The 23137-nt window shown below is 68.5% G+C and carries 19 protein-coding genes; 7 read left to right on the top strand and 12 right to left on the bottom strand.

Annotation, left to right across the window (positions count from 1 at the left end):
* Window positions 1-22 precede the first annotated feature (22 nt).
* The 3 genes from solA (at window position 23) to C463_RS07675 (ending at window position 3252) form a co-directional block, all read left to right on the top strand.
* The gene (gene solA / locus C463_RS07685; RefSeq protein WP_008442540.1) at window positions 23-1162 is read left to right on the top strand and encodes an N-methyl-L-tryptophan oxidase; all 1140 of its coding nucleotides are present in this window, start codon (window positions 23-25) and stop codon (window positions 1160-1162) included.
* Between the two features lie 111 nt (window positions 1163-1273).
* Window positions 1274-2428: an acyl-CoA dehydrogenase family protein gene (locus tag C463_RS07680; protein ID WP_008442539.1), complete on the top strand. Its 1155-nt coding sequence runs from the start codon at window positions 1274-1276 to the stop codon at window positions 2426-2428.
* A 68-nt stretch (window positions 2429-2496) separates the two neighbouring features.
* Window positions 2497-3252, top strand: a complete 756-nt coding sequence (locus tag C463_RS07675) for a sensor histidine kinase (RefSeq protein ID WP_008442538.1) — start codon at window positions 2497-2499, stop codon at window positions 3250-3252.
* A gap of 27 nt (window positions 3253-3279) precedes the next feature.
* On the opposite strand, the gene msrB is transcribed toward C463_RS07675, so the two are convergent.
* Window positions 3280-3690: a peptide-methionine (R)-S-oxide reductase MsrB gene (gene msrB / locus C463_RS07670; protein ID WP_008442537.1), complete on the bottom strand. Its 411-nt coding sequence runs from the start codon at window positions 3688-3690 to the stop codon at window positions 3280-3282.
* Between the two features lie 103 nt (window positions 3691-3793).
* Here msrB and C463_RS07665 point away from each other — a divergent pair, with 103 nt between their 5' ends.
* Window positions 3794-4030, top strand: coding sequence for a CDGSH iron-sulfur domain-containing protein (locus C463_RS07665; RefSeq protein ID WP_008442536.1), 237 nt, complete (start codon window positions 3794-3796; stop codon window positions 4028-4030).
* Between the two features lie 32 nt (window positions 4031-4062).
* Here the strand turns inward: C463_RS07665 and C463_RS07660 are convergent, their stop codons facing one another.
* Both C463_RS07660 and C463_RS20125 read right to left on the bottom strand, forming a co-directional pair.
* Window positions 4063-5148 (bottom strand): DNA topoisomerase IV subunit A, encoded by a 1086-nt coding sequence (locus C463_RS07660; protein ID WP_008442535.1) that lies wholly within the window; start codon window positions 5146-5148, stop codon window positions 4063-4065.
* Window positions 5149-9300, bottom strand: a complete 4152-nt coding sequence (locus C463_RS20125) for an ATP-binding protein (RefSeq protein ID WP_008442526.1) — start codon at window positions 9298-9300, stop codon at window positions 5149-5151.
* A gap of 168 nt (window positions 9301-9468) precedes the next feature.
* On the opposite strand from C463_RS20125, the gene C463_RS07650 reads away from it, so the two are divergent.
* Complete coding sequence (locus C463_RS07650; protein WP_008442525.1) at window positions 9469-10428, top strand: oxidoreductase; 960 nt, start codon at window positions 9469-9471, stop codon at window positions 10426-10428.
* A gap of 57 nt (window positions 10429-10485) precedes the next feature.
* On the opposite strand, the gene C463_RS07645 is transcribed toward C463_RS07650, so the two are convergent.
* The 3 genes from C463_RS07645 to C463_RS07635 all read right to left on the bottom strand — a co-directional run bounded on the left by C463_RS07645 (window position 10486) and on the right by C463_RS07635 (window position 12303).
* A complete protein-coding gene (locus C463_RS07645) occupies window positions 10486-11046 on the bottom strand; it encodes a hypothetical protein (protein ID WP_008442524.1) in 561 nt (186 codons plus the stop codon).
* Window positions 11047-11164: 118 nt separating this feature from the next.
* The gene (locus C463_RS07640) at window positions 11165-11359 is read right to left on the bottom strand and encodes a cold-shock protein (RefSeq protein ID WP_004045866.1); all 195 of its coding nucleotides are present in this window, start codon (window positions 11357-11359) and stop codon (window positions 11165-11167) included.
* A 173-nt stretch (window positions 11360-11532) separates the two neighbouring features.
* Window positions 11533-12303, bottom strand: a complete 771-nt coding sequence (locus tag C463_RS07635) for an MOSC domain-containing protein (protein ID WP_049905670.1) — start codon at window positions 12301-12303, stop codon at window positions 11533-11535.
* 155 nt (window positions 12304-12458) lie between these two features.
* Here C463_RS07635 and C463_RS07630 point away from each other — a divergent pair, with 155 nt between their 5' ends.
* Together C463_RS07630 and C463_RS07625 are read left to right on the top strand one after the other, a co-directional pair.
* On the top strand, window positions 12459-15125 hold the full coding sequence (locus tag C463_RS07630; RefSeq protein WP_008442522.1) for a heavy metal translocating P-type ATPase: 2667 nt from the start codon (window positions 12459-12461) through the stop codon (window positions 15123-15125).
* Between the two features lie 65 nt (window positions 15126-15190).
* Entirely contained in the window at window positions 15191-15847 is a 657-nt protein-coding gene (locus tag C463_RS07625) for an NAD-dependent epimerase/dehydratase family protein (protein WP_008442521.1), read from the top strand.
* A 27-nt stretch (window positions 15848-15874) separates the two neighbouring features.
* Here C463_RS07625 and C463_RS07620 read toward each other — a convergent pair whose 3' ends face one another.
* The 6 genes from C463_RS07620 to C463_RS07595 all read right to left on the bottom strand — a co-directional run bounded on the left by C463_RS07620 (window position 15875) and on the right by C463_RS07595 (window position 23006).
* On the bottom strand, window positions 15875-16150 hold the full coding sequence (locus C463_RS07620; RefSeq protein ID WP_008442520.1) for a hypothetical protein: 276 nt from the start codon (window positions 16148-16150) through the stop codon (window positions 15875-15877).
* 105 nt (window positions 16151-16255) lie between these two features.
* The gene (locus tag C463_RS07615; RefSeq protein ID WP_008442519.1) at window positions 16256-16717 is read right to left on the bottom strand and encodes a universal stress protein; all 462 of its coding nucleotides are present in this window, start codon (window positions 16715-16717) and stop codon (window positions 16256-16258) included.
* 3 nt (window positions 16718-16720) lie between these two features.
* Window positions 16721-18484 carry a VC_2705 family sodium/solute symporter gene (locus C463_RS07610; protein WP_008442518.1) on the bottom strand — a complete coding sequence of 588 codons (1764 nt, stop codon included), beginning with the start codon at window positions 18482-18484 and terminating at the stop codon, window positions 16721-16723.
* Window positions 18481-18960 carry a DUF4212 domain-containing protein gene (locus C463_RS07605; RefSeq protein ID WP_008442517.1) on the bottom strand — a complete coding sequence of 160 codons (480 nt, stop codon included), beginning with the start codon at window positions 18958-18960 and terminating at the stop codon, window positions 18481-18483. The genes C463_RS07610 and C463_RS07605 overlap by 4 nt, the downstream gene beginning before the upstream one ends.
* Window positions 18961-19067: 107 nt before the next feature.
* Window positions 19068-21062 (bottom strand): acetate--CoA ligase, encoded by a 1995-nt coding sequence (acs, locus tag C463_RS07600; protein WP_008442516.1) that lies wholly within the window; start codon window positions 21060-21062, stop codon window positions 19068-19070.
* A gap of 159 nt (window positions 21063-21221) precedes the next feature.
* The gene (locus C463_RS07595) at window positions 21222-23006 is read right to left on the bottom strand and encodes a bacterio-opsin activator domain-containing protein (RefSeq protein WP_008442515.1); all 1785 of its coding nucleotides are present in this window, start codon (window positions 23004-23006) and stop codon (window positions 21222-21224) included.
* Window positions 23007-23137 lie beyond the last annotated feature (131 nt).

Raw genomic sequence — 23137 nt, 5'->3', positions numbered from 1 at the left:
CGGCCGCCCGCCACGAAGGGGTATGGCCGAGTACGACGCGGTCGTCATCGGCGCGGGCGTGGTGGGGTGTGCCGCCGCCCGCGCCTTCGCCACCGAGGGTCGAGACGTGCTGTTGCTCGAGCAGGGCGACTTCCCGAACCCGCAGGCGACCTCGTACGGATCGAGCCGCATCTTCCGACTCGCCTACCACGAGGGCGAGATGTACGTGCCGATGCTTCGGCGGAGCCGGCGGCTGTGGCAGCGGCTCAACTCCGACTCGGACACCGACCTGTTTCGTCGGACCGGGTCGCTGACCATCGGTCCCGAATCCGGCGACTCGTTCACCGGCGCGCGGTCGACCTGCCGGAGCCACGGCATCAAACACCAGGTATTGACCGCGGACGAAGTGAACGACCGGTTTCCCGCCTACGACCTGCCCCAAGAGTACCGAGCCGTGTTCCAGCCCGACGGCGGGCTCCTTGATCCGGAGCGGTGCCTCGTCGCACTCGTCGAGGCGGCGGCAGCGGAAGGCGCCGAACTGCGGGCCCACGAGCCGGTCGTAGAGTGGACCGCGGATGCGGGGACGGTCCGCGTCCGGACGCCGAGACGGGCCTACGAGCCCGATTCGGTCGTGGTCGCCTCGGGCGCCTGGGCCGCCGATCACGTCCCCGCGGTGGACGGGCTGTTGGAGCGCGAGCGGCACGTCGCCTGTCGGGTCCGGCCCCGGAACCCGTCGGCGTTCGACCCCGACTCGTTTCCGGTGTTCGTGATGGACGCCGCGGACGGGAGGCACTTCTACGGGCTGCCGCGACATCGCGTTCCCGGGTTCAAATTGGGTGCGACGCACGACCGCGGAGCGCGCGTCCACCCCGACGACGCTCGCGCCGCGCAACCCGCCGAGACGGAGCCGGCCCGCGGCTTCGCGCGCGATTTCGCGCCGAACGGTGACGGTCCCCTCTTGGGAACGAGAACGTGCGTGCTGTCGCAGTCCCCGGACGGTCATTACATCGTCGACGCGGTCGACGACGCCGGCGACGTCGTCGTCGCGGTCGGGATGTCCGGCCACGGATTCAAGACGGCGCCGGTCGTCGGCGAGGTCGCCGCCGCGCTCGCCACCGACTCGGAGCCGCCCGTCGACGCGGAGCCGTTCGCTATCGACCGGTTCGAGCGACCCGTCGGTTGACTGGGATGACCGCGGCCGCGAATGCTCGTTCGCAGCGGCCCCGAGGTAAACGCGCTCCGGATTCTCGGTTGTTTACGAACGATTATGTAGAATTCGATGGATCGCTCCGGTATGGAGTTCCAGCTAACCGACGAGCAACGACAGTTGCGCGACGAGGTGCGGAAGTTCGCCGACGAGGAGATCCGGCCGGTGGCCACCGAGTACGACGTCGACGAGGCGTACCCGCACGAGGTGATGGACAAGGCGGCCGACATGGGGCTGCTCGCGCCGCACGTCCCGGTCGAGTACGGCGGGATCGGCTACTCCTCGCTGGAGAACGCCATCCTCACCGAGGAGCTGTTCGCGGCCGACCCGGGGATCGGCCTCTGTATCTCCAGCGCCGGCTTCGGCGCGGAGGCCCTGATGGAGTTCGGCACGGAGGCACAGAAGGAGCGCGTGCTTCCCGAGGTGACCGCGGGCGACGCGGTGATGGGCTCTGCTATCTCGGAGCCGCAGGCGGGCTCCGACGTCACCTCGGTCGCGACGCGCGCCGAGAAGGACGGCGACGAGTGGGTGATCAACGGCTCGAAGATGTGGATCACGAACGGCACCGTCGCCGACTACTTCGTCGTCGTCTGCGAGACGGACCCCGACATCGACGACCGCTACTCCGGCTACTCGCAGATCCTCGTCGAGGGCGACCGCGACGGGCTCACCCGCGACAAGATCACCGGGAAGCTCGGCATCCGCGCGAGCGACACCGCGGAGCTCCGCTTCGACGACGTCCGCGTGCCGGAGGAGAACCTCATCGGCCAGCGCGGAATGGGGTTCCTCCAGCTCATGCAGTTCTTCGACGAGACGCGGACCGCGGTCGCCGCGCAGGGCGTCGGCATCGCCCGGGGCGCCGCCGAGCGCGCGCTGGAGTACGCCGAGGAGCGCGAGCAGTTCGACCGCCCGATCAGCGACTTTCAGGCGATCAAACACAAGCTCGCGGAGATGCACACGAACACGGAGGCCGCCCGCTGGCTCACCTACCGCTCCGCGTGGGCGGTCGACAACGAGTCGGGCGACCTGACCGCGCTCGCGTCGATGGCCAAGGAGTTCGCCTCGCGGACCGCGGTCGAGGTCGCCGACGAGGCGGTCCAGGTCCACGGCGGCGCGGGCTACGTCAACGACCACGACGTCGAGCGGCTCTACCGCGACGCGAAGATCACCCAGATCTACGAGGGGACGACCGAGATCCAGAAGAACATCGTCGCCCGCGAGCTACTCGGCGAGGGGGTGTGAGGTCGGCGGCGGACGGCCGTCTCTCCGCAACCGACATCTAAAACTCCCGGCGGACCCACAGAGTCGACATGGACGAGGAGGAGGCCCTCGAACAGAGGGACGACGGGAGGTTCGGGGGCGGCGGCGACAAGGCGGGCCCGGAGGAGCGCCTCAAGCGCCAGCGCGACGACCTCCAGCTGCTGAACCAAGTGATGCGCCACGACATCCGCAACGACCTCCAGCTCGTCGGGGCGTACGCCGAACTGCTCGATGAGCACGTCGACGAGGAGGGGAAAGAGTACTTGGACGTGATCAAGCGCAACACCCAGAGCGCCGTCTCGCTCACCACGACGGTCCGCGACCTCGCCGAGGTGATGCTCCGGGACGACGCCGAGCCGAGCCGCGTCGCGCTCGATCGGGTCCTCTCACAGAAGGTCGAGGAGGTGCGGTCCGCGTACTCAGAAGCCGTCTTCACGGTCGAGGGCTCGTACCCGGAGGTCGAGGTCGTCGGCGACGAGATGCTGAGTTCGGTGTTCCGGAACCTCCTGCGGAACGCGGTCCAGCACAACGACGAGGTCCCGCCGACCGTGACGGTGGCGGCGACCGTCGACGAGGACGAGGGCGTCGCCGAGGTCCGCGTCGCCGACAACGGGCCTGGGATCCCCGAGGACCAGCGCGACGAGATATTCGGGAAGGGAGAGAAGGGCCTCGACAGCCCGGGCGCGGGGATCGGGCTGTACCTGGTCCGCTCGCTCGTCGAGATCTACGGCGGGGACGTGTGGGTCGAGGACAACCAGCCGAAGGGCGCCGTCTTCGTCGTCAGGCTGCCGCTCTGTTCGGAGTGACCCCGCGACGCGCCGTGTCGCGGCGGCTCACTCGTTGTCGTACTCCATCGCGACCGAGTTGATACAGAACCGCTTGCCGGTGGGCTCGGGGCCGTCGTCGAACACGTGGCCGAGGTGCGAGTCGCAGTTCGCACACCGGACCTCGGTGCGGCGCATCCCGTGGCTGGTGTCCACAGTCGTCGTCACGGACTCCTCCTCGGCGGCGTAGAACGCGGGCCAGCCGCAGCCGGACTCGTACTTCGTTTCGGCCTCGAACAGGACGGTCCCGCAGGCCCGACAGTTGTACTCCCCGTCGTCGGGGTGGTGGTCGACGTACTCGCCGGAGAACTTCGCCTCCGTGCCGCTCTCGCGCAGCACGCGGTACTCCTCGTCGGAGAGTCGCTCGCGCCACTCCTCGTCTGTCAGCTCCGCGGGGTCTCGCTCGTCTGTCTCGCTCATACTTTGGATACGCGCCCCACGGGCAAGGGGGTTGCGGCGACCGAACCGCCGGGCCCGGGTTCGCGCCCCAAACGGTATCGGGCCGGCGGTCCGACTCGCGCCCATGGCACGCGAAGTCACGCACGAAGAGCGGGGCCCGACGGTACTCGACGACGACGACAAGGGCGACGACGGCCTGATCTACGTCTGTCGGTGCGGGCTCTCCGACTCGCAGCCGCTCTGTGACGGCTCGCACAAAGCGACGGCCGACGAGGAAGACGGCGTCGTGTACAAGTACGCGAACGACGACGCCGACGGCAAACGGCGCGAGGTCGGCGAACTCGCCGCAGACGAGGAGTAGCGGCGGGCAGCCGAGGGCGACGGCGGTCGCGCCTACAGCACGCCCATCTCCCCGAGCCGTTCGGGGAGGTAGGTGTCGGTGACGAAGTCGAGGCCGCGGCTCGCGAGCGACTGCTGTTCGGACTTCTTGCCGATGTCGAGCTGGAGTTCGATCTGCTCTTCCCAGTAGTCGGTCTGGAAGCGGGGGTCCTCAAGCTCGGATTCGAGCGCGTTGATGTCCGAGTCGGAGAGCGGGTCCGAGGGGAGGTCGTACTCGACGATGTCCTCGGGTTGGATCCCGATGAACCGCGCCTCGGGCGTCGCGAGGTACTTCGAGAGGTGCGCGGACTTGATCGAGCCGTACGCGACGGAGCCGTAGATCCGGTAGGACCACGGGTCGCCGTCGGTGAACACCACCACGGGGAGGTCGAGTTCGTCGCGGAAGCGCTTCGTCAGGCGGCGGGTGGCGCGGGCGGGCTGGCCACCGAGGTGGACCACGAGCGCGTCGTGCGCCTCGTCGAACCCGTTCTCGACGAGCCGGTCGCGCATCCCGCCGGTCTCGACGCAGAGGACGAACTCCGCGTCGTTGTCGAGGAACTCGATGGTGTCCGGGTTGTTCGGGATCTGATAGCCCCCCTGCCCCACGTCGAGCTGGCAGTGGATTTCGCGTTCACCGCGGTTGGTCTGCTCGCGGAGGAGCAGCGGTCCCATCACCTTCGCGCCCGACTCCTCCGGGCGCATGTGGAAGTCCTCGCGGGTGACGCCGGTGACGATTTCGAGGTCCTCCACGAGGTCGTTCGACTCGTCTTGGGATTTGAACTGCGCCTCGTCGTTGTCCCACGACTCCGAGAGGTAGTACAGCTCACGCAGCGTCGACGAGCGGTCGTCGTCGAGCTGGTTCGCGAGGAACTCGATGGTGTAGGCGGCCTTCAGCAGCTTGCGCGCGCCGCGCACCGAGTTGGCGCTGCGCGTCGAGGTGCGGTCGCCGTACGTCCAGACCCCGCTCTCCTCGTCGTACTCGATGTTGCTCTTCGTCCGCGTGGGGAGCGTCATCTCCGGGATCGACCCCGCCGCGAACTGGTCGTAGAAGTCGGCGGCCAGGTCGATCAGCTCGTCTCGTGCATCGCTTTCGGTCGTCATTTAGTCGTTCACCGTGAGTTTCTCGGTCTCCACGCCGCCGACGCTGACCTCGAACTCGGGGTCCCCGTCGACCGCGTACGTCAGTTCCCGCTCGTCGCCCGAGGGCACCTCGGGCTTCCACTGGACGAACCACTCGCCGTCCATGTCCACCACCGTTCCGTCGGAGAGGTCCGTCGGCTCCGTCGAGACGATGTCGGTGATATCCAGCTCCTCGTTCACGTCTGAGTGGTTCTCGACGACGAGCGTCACCGTCTCGCCGTTCACCTCGCGCTCGACGCTGACGTTGTTCATGATCCGCGCGAGCGCGCCGTCGATGTCGGGGCGCGGGCGGCCCGTGACCTCCGAGACCTTGTCGGCCATCTCCGGGAGGATCCGGCCGAGCACGTCCTGCTTCTCCCGGCGCTGCTGCATCGAGCGCCGCTTGTTGAGGAACGACTTCAGCTCGCGGGCGGCCTCCCGGACCGCGAGCTCGATCTCGTCTTCGATCTCCGGGACGTTCGCGAGCGCGTCCTTCGACTCGCTCGTGAACGGGACGTTCGTGGAGGCGACGTGGATGCTGATGACGGCCGGCCCGTTCGGCATCCCCGAGCCGCCGGGCTGGTCGAGCCCGTAGTTCCGCCAGCCGATCGACTTGATCACGTCGGTCGTCGCGCAGGCCCCGCGCTGGTAGACGAGCGGGACGCGGTTCGCGAACCGGAGCAGTTCGACCGACCCCTCGGCGGGGATCTCGCCGCCGTACGCGATGCCGGCCTCGACGATGAACGGGTCGCCGCCGTGGACCTCGGCGTCGCGGGTCGCGGCCGCGTAGAAGTCGGCGTCGTACTCCTTCCGCAGGCCGGCCTCGACCAGCTCCGCCGTGATCGGCGCGAGGCAGTCCGTCGGCGGCGCGAGGATGTCCGTCGTCCGCATCGCGTCGAGCAGGTCGGCGGCGGCGTCGCGGTCGCCCCCGATCGCCTTCACCTTCGGCGAGGCGTCCGGCACGGTGCGCGCCCGCGACCAGAACGCCTCGACGACGTTCCCCCGGGCGGTCTCGCCGAAGGTGGCGTCGCGCTGCTCGGCGACGAACGAGGCCGCGTCCGCGACGAGGCGTTCGAGGTCGTCGAGCGTGATCCGGAACGCGTCGCCGTCGAGGTCCGCGAACCGGCGCGCGAGCGCTTCGGCCATCGCCTGAACCGCCTCGTCGTCCTTCCGCGTCGACGTGGCCTCGTCGACCAGCGCGTAGGCGTCGGAGACGAGCGGCGACTCCTCGTCGTCGCTACCTTCCGCATCGTCGTCCCCGTCGCCCTCGCCGCCCGTGACCGCCCGCCACGCGGCGTCGACCGCGTTCTCGCGGACGGTCCCGCCGAACGTCTTGCCGGTGTCGTCCTCGACCGTCTCCGCGACGGTGTCGACTATCTCGGCCAGTTCGGAGCGGGTGATCCGGTCGTTGTTCCCCACCGTCTCGGCGACGCCCTCCGCGAAGGCCGTCGTCGCTTCCGCCCCCTTGTTGGCGACGGCCTCGGAGACCGCGTTCGCGACGTCGCGGTCGCCGTGTGCGCGCGGCGGCGACCACGACAGCTCGCGGCCGTAGTACACGTCGCGGAAGTTGTCGATCACGCTGTCGGCGGTCTTCTTCCCGACGCGGGTGAACTCCTCTTGGAGGAACCCGGAGACGGAGTACGACTCCGTCGCCTCCAGCATCTTGATCAGCGTGCCGAGTTCGACGCCGTGGGGGTGCGGGCGGATCTCATTCGTCTCCGCCGGCAGCTCGTCGGTCGCGCGCTCGAACTTCAGCGGCTCGTCGAGCCCCGGCTCGCGCAGTTCGAGCCGCGCGTGGGGGTTGACGACCGCAGTGTGTTTCACGTAGCCGTGGAGCTGCTGGCGGGCGCGCATGTTCGCCTCCATCTCCAGTTCGATCCGGGTGCCGTGGGGTCGGTCCCACGTCGTCTCCTCGTCCGCGCTGATCTCCGGCTCGTTCGTGTCGGTGTCGATGATGAGCTCGAAGTACTGCGCCCGCGACTGGCCCTTCGGGCGCGAGGTGATCTTCGCGGGCTGGCCGGAGGTCAACTGCGAGTACAGCACGGCCGCTGAAATCCCGATTCCTTGTTGCCCGCGGCTGTTTTTCACGCTCAGTGCGCCCTCGTTGGAGACGACGAAGTTTTCGTCAGTTCCGGATTCACCCGGAACAGAGATATCGTACACGTGTTCCGGCGGTTCGGTCTTGCTCACGCTTTTCACCGAGAGCAGACACATGTCCGTGTCCGTGATCCCATGTAGATCGGTGATCGTCTCCCAGAGCGATTCGAGTGTGTCAGTCGCGAAGCCATCGTCGTCGATGAGCCCGTACTCCTGTAGGTTGTGCGCGTATCTCGGCTCCTCGATCCGATCACCGTCCAGAGCGCGTTCAATCAGCGAGGCGTAAGTCTCAGCGTGCTTCCGGCTCGATCCGATTCCGGCAGCCATCAGCAATCCGGGAATCGTGTCGGGCACCGTTTCAGCATCGGTGTCGCTGACGCGAACCTCGTCAAGGAGCGCGGTGGGGACTCGCTTGTACTGCTGTGTCCGCGGAGATTCCGCGCTTTTGAGCGCATCGACGGTGTCGATATCCGAACCGTACACCTTCGTTCGATACTTCGTGGAGATACTGTCACCGTACCCGTCGTTGTCTTCCGAGACCTCCGTACTCGCGAGGACGCCCTGCATGTTCCAGAGCGTCGAGAGCTGTCGAGCCAACGTCTCGCTGCGTGTCGTGTGGGAAAGCTCGTTGCTCGGGTGCGAATCGGACCCGTCTCCCTCGTAGAGCGCTCCGATGAACCGACGCTGGAGATCCGGATCAAGGTCGAATACGAAGCCCGGAACCCGCTTATTCTCAGCGGCATCGCCGCAGGCGGATTTCAAGAACAGCGCTAGTGGCGAACCGAACGCTTTCACACGCGTCGAGTTGCGCTCTCGCTCGGCCGTTGTCGTCGCCCCACCGATTGTCTGTACCGCCTGTTCTGTCGCCTCGATCAGATCCGATTCGTGACTTCCGAACGTGAATCCGACTTGTCGCGGTCCCGCATGGCCCTCCGACACGTAGTATGCCAGCATCTCGACCAGTGACTCATCGGCCGGTAGCGACACCGGAAGCGTCGTCTCGTCGCCGCCAACGCGGTACGTCTTGAACTCGCAGTCGGCTGCCTTCTCTTCCCAACCGAGTTCCAAGACCGTCTCCGCCGGGAGATATCCTTTCTGTAGGTAGTTCTGGTCGAGGCTGTCCTTCAGGATCTCGGCACCATCGTATCGGTAGTACGTCCGCTTTCGGTCGCTTTCGTCTGAGGGCTTCCGGCGAACCGTCTTTTCCGTCTGGAGTTGCTCGAGCGTCTCCCGATCGAAGCCGTAGACGTAGACACGCCGATCCGCAAACGCTCCGGAGTCGACGTGTTCGAGGAGATTAATCTCTTCGACGGTCTGATCGGTCGATGGTAGCGTGCGCGGTGAGAGGAGTGTGTCACCGGATTCGAGTTTACCGGCCTTCACCTCCCGTGTGTTCCCGTTCGAGTCGACGCTGAACACACTGTGATTTCCGGTGACCTCGACCGTTCTCCCCTTCTGTGTCTCTATCTCGTAGGTATGCTCGTCCGTCTCGTGACGAATCGCGTGAGTAACCGGTTGCCAGCTCATTTCCTGCGTCTCACGATTGAACGAGGGAACTTCAATCGCGTCGGGGACCGGAGCAGTCGCATCACCGTCACCCGGAAGGTACGCGTCACAGAGTACCCCGATAGGCATGTACTCGACGTTTCCGTCCCGTCTGACGAGCAGTTGTTGATCCGGTGTCAGGGACTGCTCACGGGCGTGGAACCGGCTGCCGTACAGGAGCTTCCCGAACACTTTCGGGAGCTGTTCTTTCGTGATACCCGGCCCGTTGTCCTCGATGACGAGCCGGTAGTAGTCGCCCACCTCCTCGATCTCGATGTAGATGTCGGGGAGGTGCCCGGCCTCCTCGGTCGCGTCGAGGGCGTTGTCGACCGCCTCCTTGACGGCGGTGACGAGCCCGCGGGCGCCCGAGTCGAACCCGAGCATGTGTTTGTTCTTCTCGAAGAACTCGGCGATGGAGATCTCGCGCTGGCCCTCGGCCAGCTCCTCCGCGATCCCCTCCTCGTCGCCGATCGTCGACTGGAAGGACGTCATTCGGTACTCACTCCTTTCCCGGAGGCACCTAAAAACGCACCGGCGGCGCGGTGAAAGTGTATCACCGCGGCAGACGCCCTCTCGTCGACCCGTTCGAGAGTGTGTGACACGAGAGTCCGCATCTAACCGGCCGACAGGTTTCTCCCCGTGACGCCCCTTCGTTCGACCATGTCGGAATGGACGGCCGACGAGATGCCGCGGCTGGACGGGAAGACGGTGGTCGTCACCGGGGCGAACAGCGGGCTCGGCTTCGAGGGGACCCGCGAGTTCGCCGCGAAGGGCGCGACGGTCGTGATGGCGTGCCGGAGCGTCGAGCGCGCCGAGGAGGCGGCCCGCGAGATCCGGGCGGACGCGGGCGGCGAGGTCGACGGCGAACTCGACGTCCGCGAGTGCGACCTCGCGTCGCTCGACTCGGTGGCGTCGTTCGCCGACGGCCTCGCCGCCGACTACGACGCGGTCGACGTCCTCTGTAACAACGCCGGCGTGATGGCGATCCCGCGGAGCGAGACCGAGGACGGGTTCGAGACGCAGTTCGGCGTCAACCACCTCGGGCACTTCGCGCTCACGGGGCACCTGTTCGACCTGCTCGACGCCGCGGAGGGGATCGGTGGCGACGCCCGTGTCGTCACCCAGTCGTCGGGCGCCCACGAGCAGGGCGAGATGGACTTCTCCGACCTCAACTGGGAGCGGTCCTACGGGAAGTGGAAGGCGTACGGGCGCAGCAAGCTCTCGAACCTGCTGTTCGCGTACGAACTCGAACGCCGTCTCGACGCGGCGGACGACGAGGGGGAGGACCCGGGGATCCGCAGCGTCGCCTGCCACCCCGGCTACACGGACACGAACCTCCAGCTGCGGACCGCGGCCGAGAGCGGCAACCCCCTGATGAAGGTCGGCATGAAGGCCGCGAACGCAGTGCTGGGGCAGGAGCCCGAAATCGGCGTCGAGCCGATGCTGTTCGCGGCGACGACCGACGTCGACGGCGGCGCCTACGTCGAGCCCGGCGGTCTCATGAACATGCGCGGCCACCCGACGGTCGGCCGGTCGAACGACGCCTCCTACGACCGCGAGGACGCCCGGAAGCTCTGGGAGTACTCGACCGAGGCGACCGACGTCGAGTACCCGCTGTAGACGGTCGGCGCGCGGCGTGCGCGGCCGTGCGGCCGCCGCTCTCGGTCGCCCTTGGGCTCAGTGGAGCGTTCCCTCCCGGACGTGCGCGTCGTGTGCGAACAGCGCATATCCCACGTCGACCGCGCGGGAGTCGGTCTCGTCGGCGATCTCGCGGATCGGATCGATCATCGCGACGTAGTCCGCGGCGTCGAAGCTCTCCTTCCGACCGTCGAGGTAGCCCAGTCGCTCCAAGGAGGCCCAGACGCGCGTGTCGACGACGGCGTGGCGGTCGCCGTCGAGCGCGGCCAGCACGCACGAGGCGGTCGGCGCCTTGAATCCCGCGAGGCCGGTGATCAGGTGGATCGTCGAGAAGTCGCCGTCGACGAGCCGAGCGTTGCGCGTCACCTCCCGACACCGGGGCGCTGGGTTCTTCTCGACGTGGTAGGCGCTCCGCGTGGACGACTCGTAGGCGATCTCGTACAGCTGATCGCGGGTCAGGTGTCCCTGCGACCGGTACCGCTCGCCGAACTCGTCGAGCCGTTCGGGGAGGACGCCCTGCGTCTCGGCGTAGCGGTCGAGGTTCTCGTCGACGAACGCGTCGAGGTCGGCGACGTGTGCGTCGGGGTCGTCTGCCTCCATATCGGTTCGTTGGCGGCCCGGCGACCAAAACGGCGGCGCCGTCGCTCGCGGTGAGAATATACGCGGAACGTGTTTCGAGAGCTGTCCGAGTTCGCCGGTAGCGGATGCCGCGACCGAGCTACAGCCGAGTGAGGTTCGTGGCGCGCGGACCCTTGTCCGCCTCCTCGATCTCGAACTCTACCTCCTGTCCCTCTTCGAGGTCCGGGCCGCCGACGTCTTCCATGTGGAAGAACACGTCTTCGTCAGCGTCGTCAGTCTCGATGAATCCGTAGCCGCCGGTGTCGTTGAAGAAGTCGACCTTGCCTGTCGCCATCGCACCCTAACTGTCTCCCGACGGTGTGATAAGTGTTGCGTGCTGCGGCGGATCGCCGCCACGAACGCTCTCCGGGGCGTATTCGCCGCTTGCGAAGGAAAAATCGGCGTTCGCGCCGGAGCGATCCGGTCGCTCGCGACTCCCAGTCGTCCCGGCCTTTCACTCCCCGTTTCTCACTCGCTGACCGTGACCTCGTCGCCGACGCGGAGCGTCGCACCGCGGTCGCGCTCGGGGATCCGCGCGATGGTCATCAGCGTGTAGTAGTGGTCGAACGCGTCCTCGTCGGCCCACTCGGGGAAGGTCGCCTCGCGTCGCCGGACGAACCGCTCGCGGAACTCCGGGGTCGGCTCCCCGGTGTCGGGGTCGCGCTCGGGAACGACGCACCGACCGCAGGGGGTCACGCCCTCGACGCGCACGCCCTCTATCTCGAACGCCGGCGCCCCGTCGCCGACGAACCGGTCCTCCCAGAACGCCGGGACGCCCGAGACCTCGACGTTCGCCCGGAGGCGGCGGCGCGCGCCGTCGACTGTCATCCCGTCGAACCACGACGCGACCGCCTCCAGCGTCGCCGTGCTGACGACGGAGGGGCCCATCTCTCGGCGGTCGACGTACCCCAGCGACTCGTCGCGGCGGAGCCGGAGGTCCGCGTCGAAGCACTCGCCGAACCACTCCGCGGCGCGGTCCCGCTCGTCGTTCAGGTCGAACCGCCGGACGGTCCCGTCGGGCGTCTCGACCCGGAGCGTCGTCGACTCGGGGTCGAACTCGGTCGCGAGGTCGTGGACCCGGTCGGTCCGCTTGCCGTTGACGACGTCGCCGTCGGCGTCGAACAGCGCGAACTCGCGGTCGTGTTTCAGCGTCCCGCCGTCGAGGACCGTCGCGGCCTCGACGTCGACCCCGTCTAACCCCTTCACCGGAAACACCCTGAGTCGCTCCAAACGGGCCATGTCGCGGGTAGGACGCGCCGCTTCCAAAGTCTTTCCTCGAAACGTCCGGGCCGGACGGGCCGGAGACTGCTTTGTAATCGAAGATATCCCCGCCCGAGACCTTTGGTTTCGAAGGGGAAAACGCACTAAGGGTGTATCCCGTAGTAGTACACAAGATGAGTACCCGAACCACCCACCTCGACATCACGGGGATGAGCTGCGCCAACTGCTCGGCGACCGTCAGCGACGCCGTGGGGTCGATAGACGGCGTCTCGCGGGCGGACGCGAACTACGCCACCGACGAGGCGACCGTCGAGTACGACCCGGACGCGACGTCGCTCGCGGCGATCTACGACGCGATCGAGGAGGCGGGCTACGGGGCGGTCTCCGAGACGGCGACCGTCGCGATCACCGACATGTCGTGCGCGAACTGCGCGGACGCCAACCGCGACGCGCTGGAGTCCGTGCCCGGCGTCGTCGACGCCGACGTGAACTACGCGACCGACGAGGCGCAGGTCAGGTACAACCCCGCGGAGACCTCGCTGTCGGCGCTGTACGACGCCGTCGAGGACGCGGGCTACTCGCCCGTCCGAGAGAGCGAGGGTCCGGACGGGGAAGGCGCCGACGGGGAGGACGACGGCTCCGGCGAGAGCGCGCGCGACGCGGCGCGGAACGCCGAGATACGAAAGCAGCGCCGGCTGACGCTGTTCGGCGCCGCGCTGTCCGCGCCGCTGCTCTTCTTCCTCGTCGACAACCTCCTCCTCGGGGGTGCGATCGTGCCGGACGGCGTCTTCGGCCTCGACATTCACTGGGTCGCGTTCGCGCTCGCGACGCCGGTCCAAATCGTGCTCGGGCGGCCGTTCTACGTGAACTCCTACAAGGCGCTCGTCACGAACGGGCGCGCCAACATGGACGTGCTGATCGCGTTGGGTTCGACGACGGCGTACGTCTACTCCGTCGCCGTCCTCCTCGATCTGATCGCCGGGAGCGTCTACTTCGACACGGCCGCGCTGATCCTCGTGTTCATCACGCTCGGGAACTACCTCGAAGCCCGCTCGAAGGGGCAGGCGGGCGAAGCGCTCCGGAAGCTCTTGCAGATGGAGGCCGACACCGCCACGCTCGTCGACGAGGACGGCAACGAGGATGAGGTCCCTATCGACGAGGTCGAGGTCGGCGACCGGATGAAGGTCCGGCCCGGCGAGCGGATCCCCACCGACGGCGTCGTCGTCGAGGGGCAATCCGCCGTCGACGAGTCGATGGTGACCGGCGAGTCGGTCCCGGTCGAGAAGAGCGAGGGCGACGAGGTCGTCGGGTCCACCATCAACGAGAACGGGCTCCTCGTCGTCGAGGCGACGAAGGTCGGCGCGGACACCGCGCTCCAGCAGATCGTCCAGACGGTGAAGGAGGCGCAGTCCCGCCAGCCCGACATCCAGAACCTCGCGGACCGGATCTCCGCGTACTTCGTCCCCGCGGTCATCGCGAACGCGCTGGTGTGGGGCGTCGTCTGGTTCCTCTTCCCCGAGACGCTTGCGGCGTTCGTCGACCGGCTCCCGCTGTGGGGACAGGTCGCGGGCGGGCCAGCGCCGGTCGGCGGGACCGTTTCAGTGTTCGAGTTCGCAGTCGTCGTCTTCGCCTCCTCGGTCCTGATCGCGTGTCCCTGCGCGCTCGGCCTCGCGACGCCGGCCGCGACGATGGTCGGCACCACCATCGGTGCGCAACACGGCGTCCTGTTCAAGGGCGGCGACGTCCTCGAACGCGCGAAGGACGTCGACACCGTCGTCTTCGACAAGACGGGGACGCTCACGGCGGGCGAGATGGAGCTTACGGACGCGGTCGCCCTCGGCGACCAGCGCGTCCCCGACGGCGGCGCGGTCGCCGAGGGCGAGGACGCGCCGGTCACCGGCGACGACGCCGCGACCGACGCGCGGGCCGACGAAGACGAGGTCCTCCGGCTCGCGGCGAGCGCGGAGCGGGGCAGCGAACACCCCCTCGCCCGCGCCATCGTCGACGGTGCGGAGGCGCGCGGCCTCGCCCTCGGCGATCCCGAGGACTTCGAGAACGTTCCCGGACACGGGGTGAAAGCGACCGTGGAAGGAAGCCGAATACTGGTCGGCAACCGGAAGCTGCTGCGTGACAACGGGATCGATCCCTCGACCGCCGCGGAGACGATGGAACGCCTGGAGAGCGAGGGGAAGACGGCGATGCTCGTCGCCCGCGTGCCCGCCGGCGCGGACGAGGGGGAGCTCCTCGGCGTCGTCGCCGACGCGGACACGGTGAAACCGAGCGCGACGGACGCGGTGAGTCAGCTCCGCGACCGCGCTATCGACGTGATGATGATCACCGGCGACAACGAGCGCACCGCGCGCGCGGTCGCCGAGGAGGTCGGGATCGACCCCGAGAACGTCCGCGCCGGCGTCCTCCCCGAGGACAAGTCCGACGCGGTCGAGGCGATCCAGTCCGACGGCCGGAGGGCGATGATGGTCGGTGACGGCGTCAACGACGCGCCGGCGCTCGCGGTCGCGTACGTCGGCACCGCCATCGGGAGCGGGACCGACGTGGCCATCGAGGCCGCGGACGTGACGCTGATGCGCGACGACCCGCTCGACGTCGTGAAGGCGATCCGCGTCTCCGACGCGACGCTCCGGAAGATCAAACAGAACCTCGTGTGGGCGCTCGGCTACAACACGGCGATGATCCCGCTCGCGTCGCTCGGGCTGCTCCAGCCCGTCCTCGCGGCCGGGGCGATGGCGTTCTCCTCGGTGTCGGTGCTGACGAACAGCCTCCTGTTCCGCCGGTACGACCCCGACGAGGACTACGCGCTCTTCGGGTTCCTCCGGCGCTAACGACCCGCCGGCCCCCGCCGCGCCCGTCCCGAAACCCCAAGACGGGGCGGCGCGTACGCGACCGTATGGCTACCCTCCTCGTCGTCGGCGGCAGCGGCTTCATCGGACGCGACGTCTGCCGGTTCGCGGTCCGCGACGACCACGAGGTCCGCAGCGTCTCGCGGAGCGGCCGGCCCGACATCGACGAGGCGTGGGCGGACGCCGTCTCGTGGACGAGCGCCGACCTCTTCCGCCCGAACGCGTGGCGCGACCGCCTCGACGGCGTCGACGCCGTGGTCCACTCGGTCGGGACGCTCACCGAAGCGCCGACGGAGGGAGTCACCTTCGAGCGCGTCAACGGCGACGCCGCCCTTCTCACGGCGCTGGAGGCGGAACGCGCGGGCGTCGACGCGTTCGTCTTCCTCTCCGCGGCGGCGAAGCCGCCGCGGATTCGTAACGCCTTCCTGACGGCCAAGCGGCGCGCCGAGGCGTCCATCGCCGACCTCGACCTCGACGTGGTCACCCTCCGTCCCGGCCCCGTCTATGGCGAGGGGCAGCCGCACGTCCCCGGCGTCGTCGACCGTATCCTCCGGTTCGTCGCGAGCGCGCCGCCGCTCGCCTCGCGGCTCGGCGAGTCCCGACCGCTCTCCGTCGATACCGTCGCGCGGGCGACGTACCGCGCCGCGCTCGACCCGGGCGAGCGGCTGCTCGACGTCGGCGACATCCGCGAACTCGCCGGGTGAACGGCGAGGAGAGAAGCGGCCGCCGCGTCAGCGCGCGCTGCGCTCCTTCGCCATCTCCAGCGAGATGAAGAAGCCGAAGTACGCCGGGATTCCCGCGAGCATGAACATGTACAGCACCCACTGGGGGGCCGTCGGGAAGGCGAAGTCGTACAGCGCCGACGCGAGCCCCACCCACACGAGCGCGAACAGCAGGTCCTGTAACATTCCGGTGCCGTTCTCGCTGAGCACGTGCCGGGCGCGGTCGGCGACGCTCGGGTCGGTCTGCTGGTCGTCCGGCGTCTTCGCGGCGTCCGAGTCGGGCATGATATGACTGTGTACGAGAGGGGTACGTCGGTGTTGCGAAGCCGGGCGGCGTCGGCCGCGCGGCGAGGCGATGCGTCCGTCGGCGAGTGAGCCGACCCTCGGGGGTCAGTCCTCGTCGAGGTAGTCGACGACGAGGACGGGGACGTGCGTCGAGCGCAGGGTGCGCTCCGTGACGCTCCCGAGCAGCGCGCGGCGGACGCCCGCGCGGCCGTGGCTCCCCATGACGATGAGGCTCACGTCGTTGTCCTCGGCGTAGTCGGCGATCACCTTGTGCGGCCGACCGCCCGAGACGTGTTCGACGACGTCGACGCCGCGTTCGGCGCCGCGGTCGGCGACCACGCCGGTCGCCTCGTCGGCCTGCTCTTTCAGTTCGCCCATCTCGTCGAACCGGCCCTGCTTGAGCCGGTCGACCTGTTCGGTGCCCAGGCTGAAGTTCACGGAGTCGATGTCGACCACGTACAGCGCGTGGACCTCGGCGTCGTACTTCTCCGCGAGGTCGAGCGCGTGGTCGACGGCGGCCTCCGCGACGTCGCTGCCGTCCGTGGGGACGAGGATGCGTTCGTACATGGATTACTCCTCCGTCTCCGTGGCCGCGTCGTCAGTTGCGCGGTCGCCCTCGGCGGCCGCGTCGTCAGTTGCGCGGCCACCATCGGTCGCCACGTCTTCGCCACCGTCGGCGACGACGTCCTCGGCGGTCTCCTGCTGGCCCATCGGCTCAGGGCTGTGACACTGCCGGACGATCCGCTTCGTCTCCAGCGACGGCTCGTCGGTCGCCATCGAGACGACGATGGTGACGACGAACACGACGGGGAGCGTGATGAGCGCCGAGCCGATGGCGGGCATCGCCTGCGCGAGTCCGGTCGACAGCGGCGCTTCGAGCGAGCCGATGTACGTCGGGACGATCTGGTTGATCATCGGGATCGACCAGAGCGTGAGCCCGGTGGTCATGCCGGCGAGCGCGCCCTGGCGGTTGGCGTTCTCCCACCACATGCCGAGGAAGAACATCGGGAACAGGACGGAGCCGGCGAGCGAGAACGCGTACCCGACGAGCGCCGCGATCGACGACGCGGGGTTGAGCGCAGCCAGCGTGGTCAGCGCGCCGAGCGCGACGATCGAGAGGCGGCCGACGAGGATCTGCTGGCGCTGCGTCGCGTCCTCGTTGATGATGTTCGTGTAGATGTCGTGGCTGATCGCCGAGGAGCCGGCGATGAACAGCCCCGCGACCGTCGCGATGGCCGCGGCGATACCGCCCGCCGCGACGATGCCGACGAACCAAGACGGGAGCCCGGACAGCTGCGCCGCAAGCACGACGATGACCTCGCTGGCCGCGCCCGTCATGCCGGGGTCGCCGTACGTCGCGCCGACGTTCTGCGAGTAGAGGTCGGTCCCGAACGCCGCGAACGCGGGCGCGCTCCAGTAGAGGATGCAGATGAAGAACAGTCCCCAGACAGTCGACCAGCGGGCCGTCCGCTCGCTCTCGACCGTGTAGAACCGGACGAGTACGTGCGGGAGCCCGCAGGTGCCGACGATCAGCGAGAACGTCGTCGCGACCCAGAGGTAGTAGCCCGACGAGGCGAACGGCTGGGAGAACTCGCTACCGAGCTGACTGATCAGCGCGCCGTACTCCAACTGCGGCAGCACCGTCGAGTAGCCGTTCGTCCAGCCGACGACGAACAGCCCGACGACGAACGCGAGGATGAGGATGACGTACTGGACCGCCTGGTTCTTCGTGGCGCCCAGCATCCCGGACAGCGTCAGGTAGCCGACGGTGACGACCATCATGGCGACGACCATCACCTGATACCCGTCCAGACCGGGGATGAGACCGCCGTAGTTACCGAAGATGTACAGGCCGACCAGCGCCATCCCCTTCGCCTGCCCGATGGCGTAGACGAAGCCGATGAGGAACGTCGTCACCGCCGCGATTGCGCGCGCGGTGTCGGAGTTGAATCGGTCGCCGACGAAGTCCGGCGCCGTGTACTTCCCGAACCGGCGCAGCTGCGCGGCGAGGAAGATGAGCAGGATGAAGTAGCCCGTCGTCCAGCCGACGACGAACACGAGGCCGTAGAAGCCGGCCAGCGCGATCGACGCGGCCATGCCGAGGTACGATGCCGCCGACATCCAGTTCGCACCGATCGCCATCCCGTTCTCGACGTTCCCGATGGAACGGCCGGCGACCCACATGTCGTCGGTGTCGGCCACGCGGAAGACGAACCCGATGGTGAGGAACAGCCCGAGCATCCCGATCACGAGCAGCGCCGGCCCGATCTTGAACGAGATGTTGAGCGCCTCCGGCAGGAGGTCGCTCTGTAGGAGGAGCGAGCTCGCCGTCATTCGTCGGTCCCTCCGTCGGTCGCCGCGACGTCACCGTGTTCGATGCCGTACTTCTCGTCGAGCGCGTCCCGCTTGCGCGAGTACCAGAACGCCAAGATGAGCGCGCTGGTCGGTGCCCCGAACGCGACGAGGAAGTAGTGGAGCGGGAACTGGAGGATCGGCATCTGGCTCGTCATCCCCTCCGGGGCGAGCCGCGTCAGCGTCACCGGCCCCCACACCGCGAGGACCCAGATAGCGAAGCCCGACCACACGATGCGCAGGTGATCGCGCATGTACGGCGTGCTCGGGTTCAGGATGTTCACTTCCGCTCCGAGGTAGTCGGTGTTGTGGTGCGTCTGTGCGGCCCCGGCGGAGGCGACGCCGCCGTCGGTGGCCGCGTCGTCAGTTGCGCGGTCACCCTCGGCGGCCGCGTCGTCAACTGCGCGGCCACCATCAGTGACGCCGTCGTCTCGTTCGCGTGAGGTATTATCTGTCATGTTTTGGCGTGTGTTGTGAGTTCGTTTGTGTGATTCTTTCGTGATGATTGTCGTCGTGTGGTCCGGCGTGGTCGTGGGTGGAACAGGGAAAAACGGTTCGCCGAGCGCTACTCGGCGTCGGCCTTCCGCTGGATCTCCTCGACGATCTCGGGGTTCCGCAGCGTGCTCGTGTTCCCGAGTTCCTCGCCGTCGGCGATGTTCTCAAGCAGGCGACGCATGATCTTCCCCGACCGCGTCTTCGGCAGGTCAGGGGTGAACACGACCTGCTCCGGCCGGGCGATCGGGCCGATGGCGTCCTCGACGCCCGCGACGATCGCGTCGCGGAGGTCGTCGGTACCCTCGTAACCGTCTTCGGTCGTCACGTAGGCGTACACCGCCTCGCCCTTGATGTCGTGGTTCCCGCCGACCACCGCGGCCTCGGCGACGCCCTCGACGCCGACGATCGCCGACTCGATCTCCATCGTCCCCAGCCGGTGGCCGGAGACGTTGAGCACGTCGTCCACGCGACCGAGGACGGTGATGTAGCCGTCGTCGTCGATCTTCGCGCCGTCCTCCGGGAAGTACACCCAGTCGTCGGGGTCGTCGCTGTCGGTGTCGGAGTACTCCGCCCAGTACTCCTGGATGTAGCGCTCGTCGTTGTTGTACAGCGTCCGGAGCATGCCGGGCCACGGCTTCTGTACCGTGAGGTAGCCGGCCTTTCCGGGCTCTACCTCGTCGCCGAGCGTGTCGAGGATCTGAACGTCGAGCCCCGGCAGCGGCGGTCCCGCGGCGCCGGGCTTCATGTCCTTGACGCCGGGCAGCGTCGTCACCATCATCCCGCCGGTCTCGGTCTGCCACCACGTGTCGACGACGGGGCACTCCTCGTCGCCGATGTGCTTGTAGTACCACTTCCACGCGCGGGGGTTGATCGGCTCGCCGACCGTGCCGAGCAGCCGCAGCGAGGAGAGGTCGTGACGGTCGGGGAACTCCTTGCCCCACTTCATGAACGCCCGAATCGCCGTCGGGGCGGTGTACAGCTGGGTCGCCTCGTGTTCCTCGACGATCTCCCAGAGCCGGTCGCGCTCCGGGTGATCCGGCGTCCCCTCGTACATCATCGTCGTCGTTCCGAGCGAGAGCGGCCCGTAGACGATGTACGAGTGCCCCGTGATCCAGCCGATGTCGGCCGAACAGAAGTACGTGTCATCCGGCTTGATGTCGAGGACCGACTGCGAGGTCCACGACACCCACGACATGTAGCCGCCGGTCGTGTGTTTCACGCCCTTCGGCTGTCCGGTCGTCCCCGAGGTGTACATCAGGAACAGCATGTCCTCGGCGTCGCGGGTGACCGGCTCGACCTCGGCGCCCTCGTGTTCCGCGACGAGGTCGTCGTAGTCGATCTGGTCGTCGCCGAGGTCGTGGCCGAAGTCGTCGCCGTTCGGCCCGAGCCGGTCGACGACCACCGTGGTCGTGTCGTGGTCGACGCCCGCGAGCCCTTCGTTCGCCTTGTCGAGGTGGTCGAGCGGGTCGCCGCGGCGGTAGTAGCCGTCGCAGGTGACGAGGTACTCGGAGTCCGCGGAGTTCATCCGCGTCGCGAGCGCGTCGGCCGAGAACCCGGCGAACACGACGCTGTGGGGCGCGCCGATGCGCGCACAGGCCAGCATCGCGATCGGCAGCTCCGGGATCATCGGCATGTACATCGTGACCACGTCGTCCTCCTCGACGCCCTGCTCCCGAAGGGCGGCCGCGAACTCGTTCACCTCGCGGTGGAGTTCCTCGTACGTGTACGTGCGATCGTCCTCGTCGACCGGCTCGCCGACCCACTCGATGGCGGCCTCGTCGCCGCGCTCGTCGAGGTGTCGGTCGAGGCAGTTCGCCGACGCGTTCAGCTCGCCGCCCGTGAACCACTCGTAGAAGGGCGGGTTCCCGTCGTCGAGCACTTGGTCGTAGTCGGTTTCCCACTCCAGCAGGTCGGCGGCCGTCTCCCAGCACTCGGGCCAGTTCTCTTCGAACTCCTCGTATATCTCCGGGTCGGAGACGTTCGCCTGCTCGACGAACTCCTCCGACGGCTCGAATACCTCCTGTTCCGCGAGTCTCGCTTCCAGTTGGCCGTCTCCCTCTGTCATGGTACGGTCGTATCCAACCGATATCGGCATATAAACGCTGACGCTAAATACGAAAAATCGTGATATATATCGGCCGAGCGGGAGGGAGGTCGCACCGCCGGGCGGGGTCGCAAGCGGGCGGTCGGTCAGCCACCGGACGAGGTCACGCCCGAGTGGATGTCACCCGCCGGGCGGGGTCGCCCGCTCGTCGCCCTCCCGAATCGGTCTGTCCGCGTCGTCCTCGAAGACGCCGTCGAGAAGCGCGCGCTGGGCCTTCCGGAGGTGGTTGTGGAACGTCGGCGACGAGACGCCCATCGCGTCGGCCACCTCTTCGGCCGTGCTCCCGCGCGGCCAGTCGAAGTAGCCGCCGTGGTACGCCGCCGACAGCGCGGCCCACTGGCGGTCGGTGAACCGGTCGGCGACCCCGTCCCGCAGCGACGACTCCGTGCGCGGCGAGCGCGCGACCGACTCCTTGCTCGCGAGCCTGACGTCCGCGAACCGGTCGCGGAGTCCGTCCGCGACGGGGCGGACGTTCGTCCCCTCGGGGAAGTCCGCGACGACGCGGACCCGGCCATCGGCTGCCGACGCGTCGCGCACGGTCGCGCCGTGGTCGATGAGCGCCCTGACGAGCGACCCGTCCGCGAGGCGGACCGACGCCGAACAGCCGTCCTCGCCGGTCTCTATCACTCGGAAGTCGGAGACGCCCGTCGACGACTCGACGACCGCCGCAAAGTCTTGCGGGCGGACCCCGTCGACGGAGAGGTACGCCCGGGAGATGTCGTCGTCGACGTCGACGGTCGACGCCAGTTCGATCCGACAGTCCAGCCGGTCGCTCGCGCGGGCGAGGAATGCGCGGTCGTCGGTCGTGTGGAACTCGACCTCGGTGACCGCGTCGGAGTGGAGCAGCTCCCGCCACCGGTCCGCGGTGATCGCGCGGCCGAGACACCCCCCGAGAGCGGCGAGCGCTCGGCGTTCGGGGTCGCCGACCGGGTCGTCGTCGGCCGCGACGACGCAGAGCGCACCGTGGACCACGCCCTCGTAGGCCGCGGGGACCGCGAGGCCGGGTCGGCCCCCGGTCCCCTGACGACCGTCGGTCGCCGCGGGCGCGCCGTCCGCGATGGCGTCCAGCCACGGCCCACCGGCGGTCACGCCGCGGTCCGCGAGCGTCTCCGGGTCGACGCCCGCCGCCGTGGCCACGTCGGCCCGCTCGCCGCCGACCGCCCGGCGGACGACCCACGCCTCGGCCCAGCGGTCTGCCTCGACCAGTCCGGCGGAGACGGCCGCCGCAGGGGCCGCGGACCCGGGGTCCGCGAGCGCCTCGAACCCCGGTAAGACGGCCGTCCCGGCCCGCTCCGCGGACGCGTCGCCGGCCCGCTCGTCGCCGGCGATAGCGGCCGCGAGCGCCTCGCCGTCGAGCGGGTCGAGGTACGGGTCGAGCGTGCCCAGCGACTCCCAGCCGCCGGCGTCGCGGACCGCTCGCGGGTCGACGTCGCGGTCGACGAGCTGCCGCCGCGCGAACGTCTTCCGGAGGGAGCTGGGGGTGACCCGCTCGTCGAGCACGCCGTCGGTGAGACCGGCCGCCCGCGCCGCGGTCTCGCGCACGATCATCTGGACGCGCCGGGGCGAGATGTCGACGTACGGCTCGTCGTCGTCGAGCCCCTCGCTCGTCGCGTACCGGTCGAGGTCGGCCGCCAGCGACGCCGGAACGACTGTCTCGCGGTCGACGGATTCGCCGCCAGACCGGGGGGAGCTACCCCCTCCGCTCTCGTCTTCATCCGCGGGAACCGCGAGGAGGCGCGCGCCCGCGACGGACTCCGCCTCGCGTAGGTGCCGCGGAGCGACGCGGGTTATCTCCTCGGTGCGGAGACCGGCCTCGCCCGCCAGCCTGACGACGAGCGCCGCGCGATACGTCTCCGCGGCGGTGACGAGCGCGTCGTAGGCGTCCGCGTCGAGGCCGTCGACCATTCGTTTCGGAACTCAACAAGCAGCCGAAACAAAACTGTTCCGGTAACCGCGACCGTAACGGCCGGAGTGGCCGCTCCGTCCAGACGACCCGCTACACGGTTCCAGTCACCGAGCAATCGGTTTCGGTTCTC

Source organism: Halorubrum californiense DSM 19288 (genome assembly GCF_000336875.1).
Classification (GTDB): domain Archaea; phylum Halobacteriota; class Halobacteria; order Halobacteriales; family Haloferacaceae; genus Halorubrum; species Halorubrum californiense.
This window is presented reverse-complemented; position numbering and strand designations above follow the sequence as displayed.